Annotated in this window: 15 protein-coding genes; 4 read left to right on the top strand and 11 right to left on the bottom strand. The window is 41.4% G+C overall.

Features of this window, described 5'->3' with window-relative positions; translation table 11 throughout:
• Position 1 precedes the first annotated feature (1 nt).
• The 7 genes from ispC to rpsB form a co-directional block, all read right to left on the bottom strand.
• Positions 2-1,207 (bottom strand): 1-deoxy-D-xylulose-5-phosphate reductoisomerase, encoded by a 1,206-nt coding sequence (gene ispC, locus AAEY55_RS00315; RefSeq protein ID WP_350549800.1) that lies wholly within the window; start codon positions 1,205-1,207, stop codon positions 2-4.
• A complete protein-coding gene (locus AAEY55_RS00320; RefSeq protein WP_011328689.1) occupies positions 1,204-2,070 on the bottom strand; it encodes a phosphatidate cytidylyltransferase in 867 nt (288 codons plus the stop codon). Before AAEY55_RS00320 ends, ispC begins: the two co-directional genes overlap by 4 nt.
• Before the next feature lie 20 nt (positions 2,071-2,090).
• Positions 2,091-2,870 (bottom strand): isoprenyl transferase, encoded by a 780-nt coding sequence (locus AAEY55_RS00325; protein WP_011328690.1) that lies wholly within the window; start codon positions 2,868-2,870, stop codon positions 2,091-2,093.
• Between the two features lie 165 nt (positions 2,871-3,035).
• Positions 3,036-3,557 (bottom strand): ribosome recycling factor, encoded by a 522-nt coding sequence (gene frr, locus AAEY55_RS00330; protein ID WP_011328691.1) that lies wholly within the window; start codon positions 3,555-3,557, stop codon positions 3,036-3,038.
• A 50-nt stretch (positions 3,558-3,607) separates the two neighbouring features.
• On the bottom strand, positions 3,608-4,357 hold the full coding sequence (pyrH, locus tag AAEY55_RS00335; RefSeq protein ID WP_011328692.1) for a UMP kinase: 750 nt from the start codon (positions 4,355-4,357) through the stop codon (positions 3,608-3,610).
• 157 nt (positions 4,358-4,514) lie between these two features.
• Positions 4,515-5,366 (bottom strand): translation elongation factor Ts, encoded by an 852-nt coding sequence (gene tsf, locus AAEY55_RS00340; RefSeq protein ID WP_011328693.1) that lies wholly within the window; start codon positions 5,364-5,366, stop codon positions 4,515-4,517.
• A gap of 103 nt (positions 5,367-5,469) precedes the next feature.
• Positions 5,470-6,198 (bottom strand): 30S ribosomal protein S2, encoded by a 729-nt coding sequence (gene rpsB, locus AAEY55_RS00345; RefSeq protein ID WP_011328694.1) that lies wholly within the window; start codon positions 6,196-6,198, stop codon positions 5,470-5,472.
• A gap of 271 nt (positions 6,199-6,469) precedes the next feature.
• Between rpsB and map the strand changes: the two genes are divergently transcribed.
• The 3 genes from map (at position 6,470) to dapD (ending at position 10,782) form a co-directional block, all read left to right on the top strand.
• Positions 6,470-7,255 carry a type I methionyl aminopeptidase gene (gene map, locus AAEY55_RS00350; protein WP_011328695.1) on the top strand — a complete coding sequence of 262 codons (786 nt, stop codon included), beginning with the start codon at positions 6,470-6,472 and terminating at the stop codon, positions 7,253-7,255.
• A 68-nt stretch (positions 7,256-7,323) separates the two neighbouring features.
• The gene (gene glnD, locus AAEY55_RS00355) at positions 7,324-9,942 is read left to right on the top strand and encodes a [protein-PII] uridylyltransferase (protein WP_089368557.1); all 2,619 of its coding nucleotides are present in this window, start codon (positions 7,324-7,326) and stop codon (positions 9,940-9,942) included.
• A 9-nt stretch (positions 9,943-9,951) separates the two neighbouring features.
• Positions 9,952-10,782, top strand: coding sequence for a 2,3,4,5-tetrahydropyridine-2,6-dicarboxylate N-succinyltransferase (dapD, locus tag AAEY55_RS00360; RefSeq protein WP_011328697.1), 831 nt, complete (start codon positions 9,952-9,954; stop codon positions 10,780-10,782).
• A 141-nt stretch (positions 10,783-10,923) separates the two neighbouring features.
• Here the strand turns inward: dapD and AAEY55_RS00365 are convergent, their stop codons facing one another.
• Positions 10,924-11,499, bottom strand: coding sequence for a hypothetical protein (locus tag AAEY55_RS00365; protein ID WP_147207655.1), 576 nt, complete (start codon positions 11,497-11,499; stop codon positions 10,924-10,926).
• Between the two features lie 199 nt (positions 11,500-11,698).
• Between AAEY55_RS00365 and AAEY55_RS00370 the strand changes: the two genes are divergently transcribed.
• The gene (locus AAEY55_RS00370) at positions 11,699-13,726 is read left to right on the top strand and encodes a BCCT family transporter (RefSeq protein WP_350549561.1); all 2,028 of its coding nucleotides are present in this window, start codon (positions 11,699-11,701) and stop codon (positions 13,724-13,726) included.
• A gap of 168 nt (positions 13,727-13,894) precedes the next feature.
• Here AAEY55_RS00370 and AAEY55_RS00375 read toward each other — a convergent pair whose 3' ends face one another.
• From AAEY55_RS00375 to megL, 3 genes are all read right to left on the bottom strand, one after another.
• Entirely contained in the window at positions 13,895-14,239 is a 345-nt protein-coding gene (locus AAEY55_RS00375) for a 4a-hydroxytetrahydrobiopterin dehydratase (protein ID WP_011328700.1), read from the bottom strand.
• A gap of 39 nt (positions 14,240-14,278) precedes the next feature.
• Complete coding sequence (gene phhA, locus AAEY55_RS00380) at positions 14,279-15,076, bottom strand: phenylalanine 4-monooxygenase (RefSeq protein WP_011328701.1); 798 nt, start codon at positions 15,074-15,076, stop codon at positions 14,279-14,281.
• A 238-nt stretch (positions 15,077-15,314) separates the two neighbouring features.
• Complete coding sequence (gene megL / locus AAEY55_RS00385) at positions 15,315-16,496, bottom strand: methionine gamma-lyase (RefSeq protein ID WP_011328702.1); 1,182 nt, start codon at positions 16,494-16,496, stop codon at positions 15,315-15,317.
• Positions 16,497-16,505 lie beyond the last annotated feature (9 nt).

Consider the following 16,505-nt stretch of genomic DNA (forward strand, 5'->3'; position numbering starts at 1 on the left):
ATTAATGCGTCACTTTTGTTATAAACTGCGATGCGCTTAAACGCGCTAATCTATCGCACTCTAAAATTTCATCTAAGCTTTGCACATTGGTGTACGTGGCCGCTTCGAGAGTCTGTGCATTTATTGTGTATATATCGGTAAAACCAATTTCACCATTTAAAAATGCACTTACCGCGATCTCGTTTGCGGCATTCACTGTCGTTGTTGCGCCTTGCCCTGCGCTACACGCATCAATCGCTAGTTGTAAATTAGGGTAACGAGAAAAGTCAGGTTTAGTGAACGAAAAGTCACTAATATCTGAAAAATTTAACGGCTTAACCCCTGCATTTATGCGCTCAGGGTAAGCTAATGCATGGGCAATTGGGGTACGCATATCAGGGTTACCCATTTGCGCTAAAATTGAGCCGTCGTGATATTGCACCATAGAATGAATTATACTCTGTGGATGAATAACCACATCAATATCACTCGGGTCGCAGTTAAACAGCCATTTAGCTTCAATAAACTCAAGCCCTTTGTTCATCATGGTGGCTGAATCTACCGATATTTTTTGTCCCATAGACCAATTAGGGTGCGCCACGGCTTCTGCTATGGTTACATCTTTAAGGGTATTTATATCACGGGTTAAAAATGGGCCGCCTGATCCGGTAAGTAATATTTTACTTACGCCATGAGATTGCAGGTGTTGATCGCCTTGCGCATTTTGTAGAGAGTACGGTAAACATTGAAAAATAGCGTTATGTTCACTGTCTATTGGTAGCAATGTCGCTTTGTGTTGTTTTACTTTATCAATAAACAACTGACCCGACATTACCAAAGATTCTTTATTGGCGAGCAGTACTTTTTTTCCGGCTTCTACTGCGCTTAACGTCGGCAACAACCCTGCAGCGCCGACAATTGCCGACATGACAGCATCAACCTCTGGATGCCCACACAGCTCGCTCATAACCTGCTCACCATGCATTACCCGCGTTTTACATGGCGTATTACTTAAATATAACGACAATTGCTTAGCAGCGCTTTGTGTTGCCATAACGCCATAGCGTGGCTGATGCGCAATACATAGCTCAGCCATTTTTTTAGCATTTTTCCCAGCAGCTAATGCAAAAACACTAAACTGCTGAGTATTTCTTGCCACAACATCTAAGGTATTAAGGCCAATAGAGCCTGTAGCCCCTAGAATTACCAGTTGCTGCTTTTCACTCATAAACTCAAAGTCCACGCATAACACATTACAAACATAGGTGCGGCTGCGGTTAGGCTATCAATACGATCTAAAATCCCGCCATGTCCTGGCAAGCAATTACCGCTGTCTTTAAGTCCTGCTTCGCGTTTAAACATGCTTTCAAGCAAATCACCCACCGCTGAAAACAAGGCAATAAACACAGTCATAATGGCGTAAATTGGCCATACAATTAAATCTACGTCGGTAAAATGACAAAATGTAAGCACAAATATAACTGCAGCGACAACGCCGCCGGCTAAACCTTCAATAGTTTTATTTGGGCTTACTTTTGGCATGAGCTTACGCTTACCAAAGCTTTTACCTGTAAAGTAGGCACCAATATCGGCGCTCCATACGATTCCTAAAACCACTAAAATAAGCATAGAGCCAAAATGACTAGATTCGGTATATTGCGCACTGCGCAGCGTATTTAGGGCTAACCATAAAGGCACTAACGTTAGTAATCCGGCAATACCGCGCATTACTATGCCTTCGTTCCATGCTTTAGCCATTTCTGGGTAGCGCCATACTAAATAACTAGCAACAATCCACCATGCAAACGACAGCGTAAATAAGTAATTTGCATCACCAACTAATTTTCCATCTTGCCAAAGTGATTCGATTGGCCAGTGCAGGTTTAGTAACGCTAGCAAAGCGGCAACTAAAAGTACAAAAGCGCTGCGCTTAAGTTTATTGCACAGCCCCATAAAAGCAGACCATTCCCATGCGCCCATTAATACAATTGCACCCGCAAAATAACTAAATAATGTCAGTGGGGTGTAAAAAACCAAAGCAAGCGCTAATGGTGCTAGCACGAGTGAGGTTAGAATGCGTTGTTTTAACAAAATTATGACCCTTATTCTATTTAGGTTTGAGCGAGTAATTGTTTTATTTGTTCGCCCGTACAACCAAATCGTCGCTCTCTGGCAACGTAACACGCTATGGCCTCAGCAAATGCTGCTTCATTAAAATCAGGCCACAGTGTGTCGGTAAAGTAAAGTTCAGCGTAAGCTGCTTGCCAGAGTAAAAAATTACTAATTCTGACATCGCCACCAGTACGAATTAGTAAATCAGGCTCGGCCTGATCTGCCATACTCATGTACTGTGCTATACGCTCTTCTGTAATATCGGCTGGGTCTAATTGCCCCTGTGCAACTTGCTCTGCAAGTTGTTTAGCAGCATTAGCCATATCCCAACGTCCACCGTAATTTGCAGCAACATTTAAATGCAGCCCGGTATTATTTGCTGTAAGCTTTTGAGCAGTATCTACTTTACTGCGTAAGCTTTCAGAAAACCGCGATAAGTCTCCAATAATGGTCAGTTTTACATTGTTTTTATGCAGCTTTTTAACTTCTTTACTAAGTACAAATAAAAAAAGCTCCATTAACGTTTTTACTTCGTCTTCAGGTCGACGCCAGTTCTCACTACTAAAAGCAAATAAGGTTAACGATTGTATCCCTAATTTAGTACAAAACTGTACAGATTGACGAACTGCGTCCACACCTTTTTTATGCCCAAACACACGCGGTCTATTTCTGGCTTGCGCCCAACGCCCGTTACCATCCATGATGATAGCTACATGTTTAGGTAAACATTGCTGTGAAATTGTGTCAGCATCTAGAACCATAAATATTGAGTATTCCATAAAAAAACGCCGCCTAGTATACCCCAGCCGGCGTTTCAAAACTAATAAATTTAACCTGTACTCGGGATAATAAATCTATTTCAAGTGGCTATTTTTAACGCTAACTGCGTTGAATTTACTTGCAATAGGTTCAATCTATTACCCCAAGTGCAGCGTATTAGTTTCTTAGATTTCCATCAACTCAGCTTCTTTAGCTGCTAATTGAGTATCCATTTCTTTAATGAATTTATCGGTCATCTTTTGAATTGCTTCTTCAGCTTGACGCGCTTCATCTTCAGAAATATCTTTATCTTTCAATAAGTTTTTAAAATCGCCATTCGCGTCACGACGAATGTTACGTACTGCAACACGACCGCCTTCAACTTCACCACGAACAATTTTAATTAAGTTTTTACGACGTTCTTCAGTCAATGCTGGCAATGGTACACGAATAACTGAACCTGCTGACATAGGGTTTAAACCTAAGTCAGATGCCATTATTGCTTTTTCTACCGCTTGCGCAAGTGACTTATCAAATACACCAATAGCCAGTGTACGTGAATCTTCAATTGTTACGTTAGCAACTTGGTTTAACGGTGTTGGCGAGCCATAATACGACACCATAATACCATCTAGCAATGCAGGATGAGCACGACCAGTACGAATCTTAGATAACTGGCTGCCCAGTGCTGCTACACTCTTTTGCATGCGCTCTTGCGCATCTTTTTGAATATCGTTAATCACAGTTTAATCCTAATCTATTTAATTACTTCATCTGAGGCTTGTGAAGAAATAAGGGTTCCCTCTTCTTCACCCATAATAACACGTTTTAATGCGCCTGATTTATTCATATTAAATACGCTCAATGGCATATTATGATCGCGTGCTAATGTAAATGCCGCTAAATCCATTACTTTCAATTCTTTCTCAATTATCTCATTGTAACTTAAATGACGATAAAGTGTCGCATCTGGATTTTTAACTGGGTCATCGCTGTAAACGCCATCTACTTTAGTCGCTTTAATTACCGTATCGGCTTCAATTTCGATACCACGTAAACAGGCTGCTGAGTCGGTAGTGAAAAATGGGTTACCCGTACCGGCTGCAAAAATAACTACGCGGCCCGTTTTTAATAAACTAATTGCTTCAGCCCAATTGTACGCATCACACATACCATGAAGTGGAATAGCCGACATTAAACGACAGTTTACAAATGCACGATGCAGCGCATCACGCATTGCCAAACCATTCATTACGGTTGCAAGCATACCCATGTGATCGCCAACAACACGATTCATGCCTGCTTCTGCTAACGAGCCACCGCGTAAAAAATTTCCACCGCCAATAACTAAACCCACTTCTACGTCGAGCTCTACGAGCTCTTTAATTTCTTGAGCCATGCGGTCTAACACTTTAGGGTCGATGCCAAAGCCTTCATCTCCCATTAAAGCTTCACCGCTTAATTTGAGAAGAACGCGTCTAAAAATAGGTTTACGATTGATAGTCATAGTATTGGGGCCAACTTTTATAAAAAATGGATAAAAAATAACCGCGCTTATGTTAAACATAAAAGCGCGGTTATTTTAAAGAATTTCTAGCTGTGAAGCAAAAGCAAATAACACATTAATTGCATGTCTTTTTTACTCCCTACACAAATAGTTAATCTTATTTAGCTTTAGCAGCAGCGATTTGTGCAGCAACTTCAGCAGCAAAATCTTCTTCTTTTCTTTCGATACCTTCACCAACTTCTACACGTACGAAGCTAGTAACTGTTGCGTTTTTCTCTTTAAGAATTTCGCCAACAGTTTTCTTAGGTTCCATGATGAAAGCTTGACCAGTAAGAGAAACCTCACCAGTGAATTTTTTCATGCGGCCAACAACCATCTTCTCAGCGATTTCAGCAGATTTGCCTTCATTCATCGCGATTTCGATTTGTACTTGTTGTTCTTTAGCTACAACATCAGCAGGAACGTCTGAAGGAGTTAAGTACTCAGGGCTTGATGCAGCAACGTGCATTGCAACGTGCTTAAGTGTTTCTTCATCAGCAACACCAGCAACAACAACACCAATACGATCACCATGACGGTACTCAACTAGGTTTTCACCCGTGATGTACTGTAGACGACGTACGTTAATGTTTTCACCAATTTTAGTTACTAGCTCAACGCGTGCTTCTTCAAACTTAGCTTGTAAGTCTTCGATAGTCACAGTGTCTGCAATTGCAGCTTCTGCTACTTTATCAGCAAACGCTAAAAAGCTTACGTCTTTAGCTACGAAGTCTGTTTGACAGTTAACTTCAACTAGCACTGCAACATTACCATTTTTCTTGATAATGATAGCGCCTTCAGCAGCGATATTGCCTGCTTTTTTAGCTGCTTTAGCCGCGCCACTTTTACGCATGTTTTCAATCGCTAACTCGATGTCGCCATCAGTTTCAGTTAACGCTTTTTTACAATCCATCATGCCAGCGCCAGTACGCTCGCGTAATTCTTTAACTAGGGCAGTAGTTACAGCCATTAGTAATTCCTCAAATCTGAATCAGGTTTAGATAAGCGGGTTACCCGCTCTACAAGAATAGCAAGTCTTCACCTTTAAAAGATGAAGACTTGAAGACAGCTAATTACTCAGCTTCTACGAAATCGTCTTTTTCAGCTTGAGCAACAAGTGTGTTCTCACGGCCTTCAGTGATCGCAGTTGCAACAGCGTTAGTGTAAAGACTTACCGCACGGATAGCATCATCGTTACCAGGTACGATGAAATCAACGCCATCTGGGTTCGAGTTAGTATCAACAATTGCAACAACCGGAATACCTAGGTTGTTAGCTTCACGGATAGCAATGTGCTCGTGGTCAGCATCAATAACGAAAAGCGCGTCTGGAAGACCGCCCATGTTCTTGATTCCGCCAAGGCTCTTCTCAAGCTTTTCCATTTCGCGGTTAAGCATTAACGTTTCTTTCTTAGTTAACTTCTCGAAAGTACCGTCTTGGCTTTGTATTTCAAGGTCTTTAAGACGCTTGATTGATTGACGAACTGTTTTCCAGTTAGTCAACATGCCACCTAACCAACGGTGGTTTACATAGTACTGGTCGCTTGCGATTGCAGATTCTTTCACTGCTTCGCTTGCTGCACGCTTAGTACCAACGAAAAGAACTTTACCTTTGTTTGCAGCAGCACCAGATAAAAACTTAAGTGCAGTGTTGAACATTGGTACAGTTTGCTCAAGGTTGATGATATGTACACGGTTACGTGTGCCGAAGATGAAAGGCTTCATCTTAGGGTTCCAGTAACGTGCTTGGTGACCAAAGTGAACACCAGCTTGAAGCATATCGCGCATTGAAACGTTTGCCATTTTATAGATCCTCTATAGTTGTTTAGGGTTAGGCCTCCACATATCCCATAGCACCAACACCGAAGTATTTAAACTTCTAATGCACCCAAGTGTATGTGACGATACGTGTGTGTGTTAAAATAAAATTGTGTTTGCCTTAAATACAAAAAATCATTAAAGAATTTATTTGTAAAAAGACGGCGCGCTTTATACCATATTAAAATTAAATACTCAACATCGCGTGCAAAAATTGTGCGACGATAAATGTTAAAAACTCAACTTTGGAGCTTCAATGAGCGCTATTATTAAGACCCCTGAAGAAATAGAGAAAATGCGCGTAGCTGGGCGCTTAGCGGCAGATGTACTTGAAATGATCGGCCCATATGTAGTGCCGGGCGTGACCACCGATGAGCTAAATACAATTTGTCATGATTATATTGTTAATGTGCAACAAGCAATCCCTGCTCCATTAAATTATCATGGTTTTCCAAAATCAGTTTGCACCTCTGTAAACCATGTTATTTGCCATGGTATTCCAAACGAAAAGCCATTAAAAGATGGCGACAGTATTAATATTGACGTTACCATAATTAAAGATGGCTATCACGGCGACACTTCTAAAATGTTCCATGTTGGTACCCCTAACATTCAAGGTAAACGCCTTGCAGAAGTAACACAAGAAAGCCTCTACATTGCCATTAAAATGGTAAAACCAGGTGTGCGTTTAGGCGATATTGGCGAAGCAATTCAAAAATATGCTGAAAGCTTCAACTACTCAATTGTTCGTGAATACTGTGGCCATGGTATTGGCGCAGGGTTTCACGAAGAGCCACAAGTAATGCACTATGGCAAAGCAGGTACTGGCGAAGTATTAAAAGCCGGCATGTGTTTAACTATTGAGCCTATGGTCAATGCGGGCAAACGCCAATGTAAACTACTTAAAGATGATTGGACTGTGGTTACACGTGACCGTAGCTTGTCAGCCCAGTGGGAACATACTTTGTTAGTAACTGAAAATGGTGTTGAAATTTTAACGCTACGATCAGATGATACAATCGACAGGATCATTGAGCATTAAAATACCCGTTCAACTTGATAGCTATTTATTTATCAAAATGAACTCGTATAAATAAGGAATCAGCCCCGGTGGCATTACCCAACAAAGTAAAAAAGTTGCTTAGCGACGCAGAGCAACTTAGTGATTATCGCGATTGTTCTAGCTATTTTTATAAATGGCTTTTTAATGAGTTTTCTAAACAACCGGTTGGTAATTTAATTAATGCCAGGGCTGAATTCATAGATCGTTTGCTGATCAAACTGTTTCATGTTTATGATTTAGCGCACGAACCCGACCTAGCACTTATAGCCGTAGGTGGTTATGGACGAGGTGAGTTACACCCCTATTCCGACATCGACTTTTTGCTACTAGTAACACAACAACCAAACGCTGAAATCAGCGAAAAAATAGGTCAGTTTGTTACCATGCTTTGGGATCTCAATTTAGAGATTGGGCACAGTGTTCGCACTATAGCGCAAGCCATAGAGCAAAAACGTGAAGACGTTACCTTTGCCACCAGCTTATTAGAAAGCCGGCTTATTTTTGGTAATCATATAGAATTTGAAAAGCTAAAAAACCACATAATTGACACGCCAGTGTGGCGCTCAAATGAGTTTTTTTTAGCCAAAGTACAAGAGCAACATTTACGCCACCGAAAATGCCACGGCACAGCGTATAATCTCGAACCTAACATAAAAGAAAACCCCGGTGGCCTGCGCGATCTGCAAACCATTATTTGGGTTGCTAAAAAACACTTTAGAGCAGAAACCCTACAAGAGCTTATTAGCCATGGCTACCTTACTCACGAAGAGTTTCAAGAGCTTTCAGAGTGCCTAGAAAACTTATGGAATATTCGTTTTGCGCTGCATTTGGCTGCAGGGCGCTCAGAAAACCGCTTACTGTTTGATCACCAACCGCAAGCCGCCGAAATTCTGGGGTTTGGTAGCGATGGTAAATCGTCAGTTGAGCGCATGATGAAGCGTTTGTTTAGAATAATGAGCCGCGTACGCGAGCTAAACCTGATGCTGCTGGCGTACTTTGAACAAAGTATTTCGCCAAAACACCATCAACCTATTATTCAAGAGCTTGATCGCAATTTTGAGCGTATTGGCAATCAAATTAAAGTAAAAAGCCCATCGGTATTTTTTAGGCGCGATCAGCTTTTTATGTTATTTGAGCATATTGCCGACAACCCAGAAATAACGCACATTTATCCCAGCACTATTCGCACTATTCGCCAAGTGCGCCGCCGTTTACTAGGCGACTTACAAGATTACGCTGCCTGTCGCGAAGCTTTTTTACGTCTTATAAAGCACCCCAATGGTATGGGCCGTGCGTTTACCTTAATGCATAAACACGGCATGCTGGCTGCTTATTTACCGCAGTGGCGAAACATATTTGGGCAAATGCAATTTGACTTATTTCATGCCTACACAGTAGATGAGCACACCCACAGATTAATAAATAATATTTATCAGTACTTTGATAAAACCGGTGTCAGCGAATTTCCTATTTGTAGTGAAATAGTCACTCGTATGGATAAACCTGAGCTACTTTATTTAGCGGGTATATTTCATGACATAGCCAAAGGCCGTGGTGGCGACCACTCAGAGCTGGGCGCTGTTGACGCACTAGCCTTTGCAAAGTTACATGCCTTTTCTGTCGCCGATGGTAAACTAATCGCATGGCTGGTTAGTAATCATTTACTTATGTCGGTTACCGCACAACGTAAAGATATAAACGACCCTGGAGTTATTAAAGACTTTGCCACACGAGTAAAAACAGAGCGCCAACTTGATTATTTATATTGCTTAACCGTTGCCGATATACGTGCCACCAACGACAATTTATGGAACGATTGGAAAAACACCCTGCTGCGTGAGCTTTACTTACATACGCAACACGCACTGCGTTTAGGGCTTGAAAATCCAATGGATCAACGCGACCAAATTCGCGACAAAAAGCATCAAGCTAAACAGCGATTACTCAACTTAGGCTACATGGAAGACCAAATTGATTTAATTTGGAGCCGCTTTAAAGCCAATTACTTTACCGCTTTTAGCGAACAGCAAATTTCATGGCACAGCCAGCATTTAGCTAATAGCGAAGATTTAAGTCAACCGAGTGTTATCGTATCAAATAAAGCGATGCACGGTGGCACCCAAGTATTTGTATACAGCCCTTACTCTGGGCCTTTATTTGCCCGCTTAGTGAGTGTTATTGGTTCTAAAAAGGCGCAAATACAGCACGCGCAAGTACTTACCACCAAAGATGGCTACGTACTATTTAACTTTGTTATTTTAGAAGTAAATGGCGAGCCAATTGCCAGTGGCAGAGCACAATCAATTAAACGCGCCCTAGAGCAAGCCTTGTTTGAGCCGCGTAAAAAAATTCGCTTCAAAAAGAATCGCTCGCAACGCTTTAAAGACTTTAATATAAAACCTAAAATTGTGCTGCGCCCGCATCCGCGTAAAGATCGCAGCCTAATTGAAATCCAAGCAATTGATATACCCGGTTTATTGACTAAAATAGCCGAAGTTTTTCAAGCACACTTATTACACATACACGCTGCGCGTATCACCACAGTGGGGCAGCGCGCAGAAGATTTCTTCGTGGTCTCTAATAACGAGTACCAAGCACTTACAGACGAAGAACAAGCCAAAATTCATCAAGCATTGCGTAAAAAACTCAACGCAGAAACCGAATAAGAGGACACTATGTCAGATTTAAAAACGATGATCGAAAACGCCTGGGATAACCGCGATAGCATTAGCCCAAGCACAGTATCTGTTGAAGTAAAGCAAGCCATTATTGACGCGCTTGACCTGCTAGACAGTGGCGCAGCACGCGTTGCTGAAAAAATATCGGGTGAATGGGTAGTACATCAATGGCTTAAAAAAGCGGTTTTACTGTCGTTCCGTATTCGCGAAAACCAAGCAATGGACGATGGCGTAAATCAGTTTTACGACAAAGTACCACTTAAATTTAGCGACTACACGCCGGAGCAATTTAAACAGGGCGGCATGCGCGTAGTGCCTAATGCTGTTGCGCGTAAAGGCAGCTTTGTAGGTAAAAACGTGGTACTTATGCCATCGTATGTAAACATTGGCGCATACGTTGACGACGGCACCATGGTTGATACATGGGCTACTGTAGGCTCGTGTGCACAAATTGGTAAGAACGTACACTTATCGGGTGGCGTAGGCATAGGCGGCGTTTTAGAGCCATTACAAGCCAACCCAACCATCATCGAAGACAACTGTTTTATTGGCGCACGCTCTGAAATAGTAGAAGGTGTAATTGTTGAAGAAGGCGCGGTAATTTCAATGGGCGTTTACATCAGCCAAAGTACCCGTATTTATGACCGTGAAACCGGTGAAATTCACTACGGCCGCGTACCAGCAGGCGCAGTAGTAGTCCCTGGCGCACTACCATCAAAAGACGGTAGCCACAGCCTGTACGCTGCAATTATAGTGAAAAAAGTAGATCAGCAAACACGCGAAAAAGTAGGCATCAACGCCCTGCTCCGCTCAATTGATGATGAATAGTTAAGTAGGTTGGGTAGAGCGCAGCGAAACCCAACGACACTTTAAAGTTAAGTGTTTTAGCTGAACCTTAATTGTGTATTTAAAAGCGCTAAGCCCTTGTGGGTTTAGCGCTTTTTATTTAGCCGGCATTGTGTATTACAATCACCCATTACAACTCAAGCCATGTAAGTCTATTTGTTTTACCTGCTGATTTTTCGTTTTAAAATCATAATAACGAATAATTAGCTGATTGTTTTTCTCATAAAATGACATGTCCCGTAACCAATCGATAGTGGCTATTGGCATGTATGTATAAAAACCATATTCACCCACACACTGATAACCAAAGTAATGATACGCACTGCCAAATGCACCTACATCGCTGGTATACGCTACTATATTTTCCTGCTGCTGATAAAATTGCGCTTGACTGCCCACAATGACATACCAAATACATGTAAGCCCAAGTGCTACAATTTGCAACCCTGCCATTATAAACAATAGCAAGCTAACTAATTTTGCTTGAACAGTATGTTTGCTTGTTTTACTGATGCTTTTTATCAACACATAAGTAGCAATACTTACCAATATCAGCTTTATCCAAACTAGGTAAGTAGACAACTCATAGGTAAATTTTTGGCTGTGCCACTGTATGCCAAATACAGGCGGAATAAACATCGAGTCTATAAAGGTCACTGTAATAATTAGCGCTGCAAGGTGATAACGAGATAGGGTCATTAAGGCTGTTTTTTTAATTGTTTTAACCATGCTATTAAATATGTAATAAAAAAGCAAAAAGGTACTTTGAATAAATAATGCTCAGACCAGTTTACTTTACTTGAAGTAGCTAAAAGTAATTAAATTAGCCAAGCACACCCAGAATATAATAAGGTAGTTAAGCATACATTAAAGTTAGCAATAAATATTAAGGACTAATATGACAACAAAAGCTTTACGCTCAACTATTTTACTCCCCGTATTTTTGCCTGCCGTATTCATCATTCTCCTTTTAGTGATAGGTACGAGCAGTAACCCTGAACTTGCTGGTAAAGCATTCAGTATCGCCCTTACTTGGATAACAGAAACCTTTGGCTGGTTTTATATGTTATCTGTCGCTATATTTTTAGTATTTATAGTCTCTGTAGCCGCCTCTAGTTGGGGAAACATAAAACTAGGGCCCGATCACTCAGAGCCGCAATATAGCTTTGCAGAGTGGTTTGCTATGTTATTTTCTGCAGGCTACGGTGTTGCACTGCTCTACTTTGGTGTTGCTGAGCCTGTATTGCATTATGCATCTCCACCTTCGGGTGCGGCAGAAACAGTTAACGCTGCTAAACAAGCAATGCAAATTGCATTTTTCCATTGGGGATTTCATATATGGGCAATATACGGAATTGTAGGTTTAGTACTTGCCTACTTTGCTTTTCGTCATGGTTTGCCCCTATCAATTCGCTCAGCGTTATATCCTTTAATTGGCGATAGAATTTATGGCCCAATTGGTCACGCGGTCGATATATTTGCTATTTTAGGTACTCTATTTGGTATAGCCACGACCTTGGGGTTATCGGTAACGCAAATAAATGCGGGCCTACATTATTTATGGCCAAGCATTCCTATAAATACCACAGTGCAAATATCAGCCATTGCTATTATAACCGCAGCAGCAACCATCTCTGTGGTAGCAGGTATGGATAAAGGCGTTAAGCGCTTATCTATTTTGAATATGACCTTGGCAATATCTTTAATGATGTTTGTATTTTTTATTGGTCCTAGCATTCATATTTTAGAATCTTTTTTACAAAATACTGGCAGTTACTTAAGCGGTATTGTTGAGCGTACCTTTAACTTGCAAGCTTATAGTCGCAGCGACTGGATAGGTAACTGGACCTTATTTATATTTGGCTGGACAATTGCCTGGGCACCTTTTGTGGGTATGTTTATCGCAAAAATTAGCCGTGGTCGCACCATCAGGCAATTTGTTGTTGGGGTAATGTTAGTGCCCACCATATTCACATTTTTATGGTTTTCGATATTTGGTGATACGGCTCTCAATTTAATCATGAATGAAGGCTTAGACACTTTAATTACTGATGTGCAAGCGAACCATGCCGTAGCACTATTTCAATTATTTGAAGTATTACCTTGGTCATTCTTTATTTCGCTATTAACGGTATTCTTAATTATCACCTTCTTTGTTACCTCGTCTGACTCTGGCTCACTCGTTATTGATTCATTAGCTTCAGGTGGTAATGCAAACACTCCTGCATGGCAGCGGGTATTTTGGGCGGTTCTTGAAGGTGCGGTTGCTGCAGCTTTATTACTGGCAGGCGGGCTCAGCGCACTGCAAACTATGACAATAGCCAGTGCCTTACCCTTTGCTATTATTATGCTAATTGCCACTGTTGGCCTATGGCGTGCGCTTGTAATTGAAGGACATCGCGATACCAGCTTACAAGCACATACTTTAAACGGCAGAAATTTAAATTTATCGCATTGGAAACGCCGTTTAGCAGCCATGATCGACTACCCAAACAAAAGCAAAGTACATAACTTTATTGACCAAGTAGTGACTAAAGCGATGAAAGAAGTGCAAGCAGAATTAAAATCTCGACAATGGCATGCTGAAGTAGAATTTGATGCCGACTTATGTCGCGCGCATTTAACTGTTTTACGCCATGAACATATGGACTTTGTATACGACATAAGGTTAACAGAGCATGCAATGCCTAGTTTTGTTCACTCTGAGCTAAAACCTGAAACAGATAACACTGAAACGTATTGTCGTGCAGAGGTATACTTGCGCCGTGGTGGTTTGTCGTATGATATTTTTGGCTATAGCGAAGATGATATTGTGAAAGATATTCTCGACCAATTTGAAAACTATTTGCACTTTTTAGATAACAGCCCGGGCGAGCTTCCTTGGGATATGACTGAGCATGACGAAATGCTAAACACCGACAAATAATTTGCGCTAACCCAATTTAGCCCTTATCTGCATCACATAGTTAAGGGCTAAATAATCCATATCGGCCTCCTAGCCTAAGCTCCCTGTGTTTGGCCTTTTATTTTCCCTAAAAAGCAAAAAGGCACTTAAAAATAAGTGCCTTTGTTGGTTTGCTCAATTAGTTTGGTATTACAGCGCGTTAAATACGTCATCTGTTTTAGCGGCGCAAATAAAATCGTTTTTGTGTAGTCCCTTAATTGAATGGCTCCACCAAGTAACTGTTACTTTGCCCCACTCGGTTAATAAACCTGGGTGATGGCCTTCGTCTTCAGCCATGTCGCCTACTTTGTTAGTAAACGCAATAGCTTGTTTAAAGTTTTTAAATTTGTAAACACGCTCAAGCTGCATAATGCCATCGCGTACTTCAGGTACCCAATCAGGGATTTTGGTAATTAATTGCGCTAGCTCTTCGTCTGATACTTTTGGCGCATCGGCATGACAGGCTTCGCATTTTTGTGCACTTAATGAAGACATTTTAAATCCTTATCTTTAGCGTTACTTTTTATATTAAAGTTAACTAGCTAATTTTTCTTTTGGTGAAAATTTTGGGTCGTGCAAGCCAAGTTCTTTTGCTTGTTCAACCAAAGCCATTATATCCATTTGCGATATATCAAACAGATCATGAATCGAATTTATGGTGTAGTACTGCGGTTGCATAATATCAATTCGGTACGGGGTACGCAGCACATCTAATACACTCATTGGCGTAATTTCTGGCGTGCTTGAGTATACGTACTGGGTTTCTCCTGGGCTTGATAAAATACCACCGCCGTATATACGCAAACCATTATCGGTTTGCATTAAACCAAATTCAACGGTAAACCAGTACATGCGCGCTAGGTATACACGATCTTTTTTCTCTGCCGCGTAGCCAAGTTTTCCGTATTTATGCGTAAACTCTGCAAAATCAGGGTTAGTAAGCATAGCGCAGTGACCAAATATTTCATGAAACACATCGGGTTCTTGTAGGTAATCAAACTCATCCCGGCTACGAATAAAAGTCGCCACCGGAAATTGCTTATTGGCCAGTAACCGAAAAAACTCATCAAAGTCGATAAGTGCCGGCACTGGCGCTACTTGCCAACCGGTAGTGGCTAGCAGTACTTCGTTTAGCTCACTAAGTTGCGGAATACGATCGTGTGGCAGGTTTATTTTTTTTAAACCTTCCATATATTCGTTACAGGCTTTGCCTTCAATGCACGCAAGTTGGCGCGCTACGAGCTCAGACCAAATTTTATTTTCTTCATCGCTCCAATGTATAACGCCATTTTCATCTGGTGTTTTGGAGGTGTATTTACTTGCTTTAGCCATTAGTACCTTCTTTGGGATTAACCCGAAACCGGTGTCAGGGTGATACCCAAGTAACTTGGATACCGATTGCAGCCATACTATGCAAAAGTGAACAAAAGTTTAATAGCTTGGGCTACATCTGTATTAGCCACGATCAGCCATCTTGTGCACTTAAAATTACACGCAAGTAAATAATTTAAAACAACCTAGCAATTACAAGCTTTAAAGATGCAAAATATCGTACACAATTAAATACACTCTAATTTATTTGAGTAAATGCCTGATGAAGATCAGCAATAATATCGTTAACATCTTCAAGTCCAACCGAAAGCCTAATTAATCCATCGCTAATACCTGCAGCGAGTCTTTCCTCTGGTGTGTAAGGTGAATGGGTCATAGAGGCTGGATGTTGAATAAGTGTTTCAGCGTCGCCTAAACTTACGGCAATTGTACAAAGCCGCATACTATCAATGAATTGCGCCCCCTGCTGCAAACTACCTTTTAGCTCAAAAGCAATAACACCGCCTGCCGCTTTCATTTGTTTGCCAATAAATTTATATCCAGGGTGCGATTTAAGCCCAGGATAGTAAACTTTACTTACTTGTGGGTGCGCTTCTAAGTATTCGGCAATTGTTTGTGCGCTGATACAGTGGCGCTCAATTCTTATGGCGAGGGTTTTTAAACCTCTATTAATAAGCCAAGCATCGTGCGGGCTTATAGTGGCGCCAATGTCTTTAAGCACCGTCATTTTTATTAGCGTTATATGCTCCATAGATCCACATACAATGCCCGCTACCACATCGCCATGGCCGTTTAAATATTTGGTAGCACTGTGTACTATAATATCGATACCGTACTGCTTAGGTGATTGTAGTAATGGCGTTAAAAAGGTGTTGTCGACCACGCTAATTAAGTTGTGCTGCTTTGCAACGGCGCCAATTAATGCTAAATCGATAACCGCCATAGTGGGGTTAATGGGCGTTTCTACAAATATCATTTTTGAATTGGGTTTAATTGCAGCGCGTAGTTCATCCTCGTTGGTCATATCAACAAAGGTGACTTCTATTCCCCAGCGCGGCAACATGTGCGAGAAAAACGCAAAGGTACACCCATATAAAGCACTCGATGCAATTAAATGATCCCCTTGCGATAAAAAGCTAAGTACTGAGGCCGATACCGCCCCCATACCAGTTGCCGTTGCTGCAGCCGCTTCACAGCCCTCTAATTGCGCTACTTTTTGTTCAAGCTCGGTAGTAGTAGGGTTGCCTAGGCGGGTATAAATATAGCCCGGCTCATCGCCAGCAAAACGTGCTGCACCTTGCGCTGCATTTTCAAAATGAAAAGTTGAGGTTTGATACAAAGGAGAAGTGAGTGCGCCGTGAGGGTCGTTTGCTTTTTGCGGGCCGTGAATACATTGGGTGTTTATATGATGCTTGCTCATTGAATACTC

The organism is Pseudoalteromonas sp. 120-MNA-CIBAN-0494 (assembly GCF_040308885.1).
GTDB classification, from domain to species: Bacteria; Pseudomonadota; Gammaproteobacteria; order Enterobacterales; family Alteromonadaceae; genus Pseudoalteromonas; species Pseudoalteromonas nigrifaciens.

Bases quoted from the DNA above. Each gene is read 5' to 3' on its own strand.
- AAEY55_RS00325 (WP_011328690.1), bottom strand. From the start codon at position 2,870: ATGGAATACTCAATATTTATGGTTCTAGATGCTGACACAATTTCACAG.
- AAEY55_RS00370 (WP_350549561.1), top strand. From the start codon at position 11,699: ATGACAACAAAAGCTTTACGCTCAACTATTTTACTCCCCGTATTTTTG.
- frr (WP_011328691.1), bottom strand. From the start codon at position 3,557: ATGCAAAAGAGTGTAGCAGCACTGGGCAGCCAGTTATCTAAGATTCGT.
- tsf (WP_011328693.1), bottom strand. From the start codon at position 5,366: ATGGCTGTAACTACTGCCCTAGTTAAAGAATTACGCGAGCGTACTGGC.
- ispC (WP_350549800.1), bottom strand. From the start codon at position 1,207: ATGAGTGAAAAGCAGCAACTGGTAATTCTAGGGGCTACAGGCTCTATT.
- AAEY55_RS00375 (WP_011328700.1), bottom strand. From the start codon at position 14,239: ATGTCTTCATTAAGTGCACAAAAATGCGAAGCCTGTCATGCCGATGCG.
- phhA (WP_011328701.1), bottom strand. From the start codon at position 15,076: ATGGCTAAAGCAAGTAAATACACCTCCAAAACACCAGATGAAAATGGC.
- megL (WP_011328702.1), bottom strand. From the start codon at position 16,496: ATGAGCAAGCATCATATAAACACCCAATGTATTCACGGCCCGCAAAAA.
- map (WP_011328695.1), top strand. From the start codon at position 6,470: ATGAGCGCTATTATTAAGACCCCTGAAGAAATAGAGAAAATGCGCGTA.
- AAEY55_RS00365 (WP_147207655.1), bottom strand. From the start codon at position 11,499: ATGACCCTATCTCGTTATCACCTTGCAGCGCTAATTATTACAGTGACC.
- rpsB (WP_011328694.1), bottom strand. From the start codon at position 6,198: ATGGCAAACGTTTCAATGCGCGATATGCTTCAAGCTGGTGTTCACTTT.
- pyrH (WP_011328692.1), bottom strand. From the start codon at position 4,357: ATGACTATCAATCGTAAACCTATTTTTAGACGCGTTCTTCTCAAATTA.
- dapD (WP_011328697.1), top strand. From the start codon at position 9,952: ATGTCAGATTTAAAAACGATGATCGAAAACGCCTGGGATAACCGCGAT.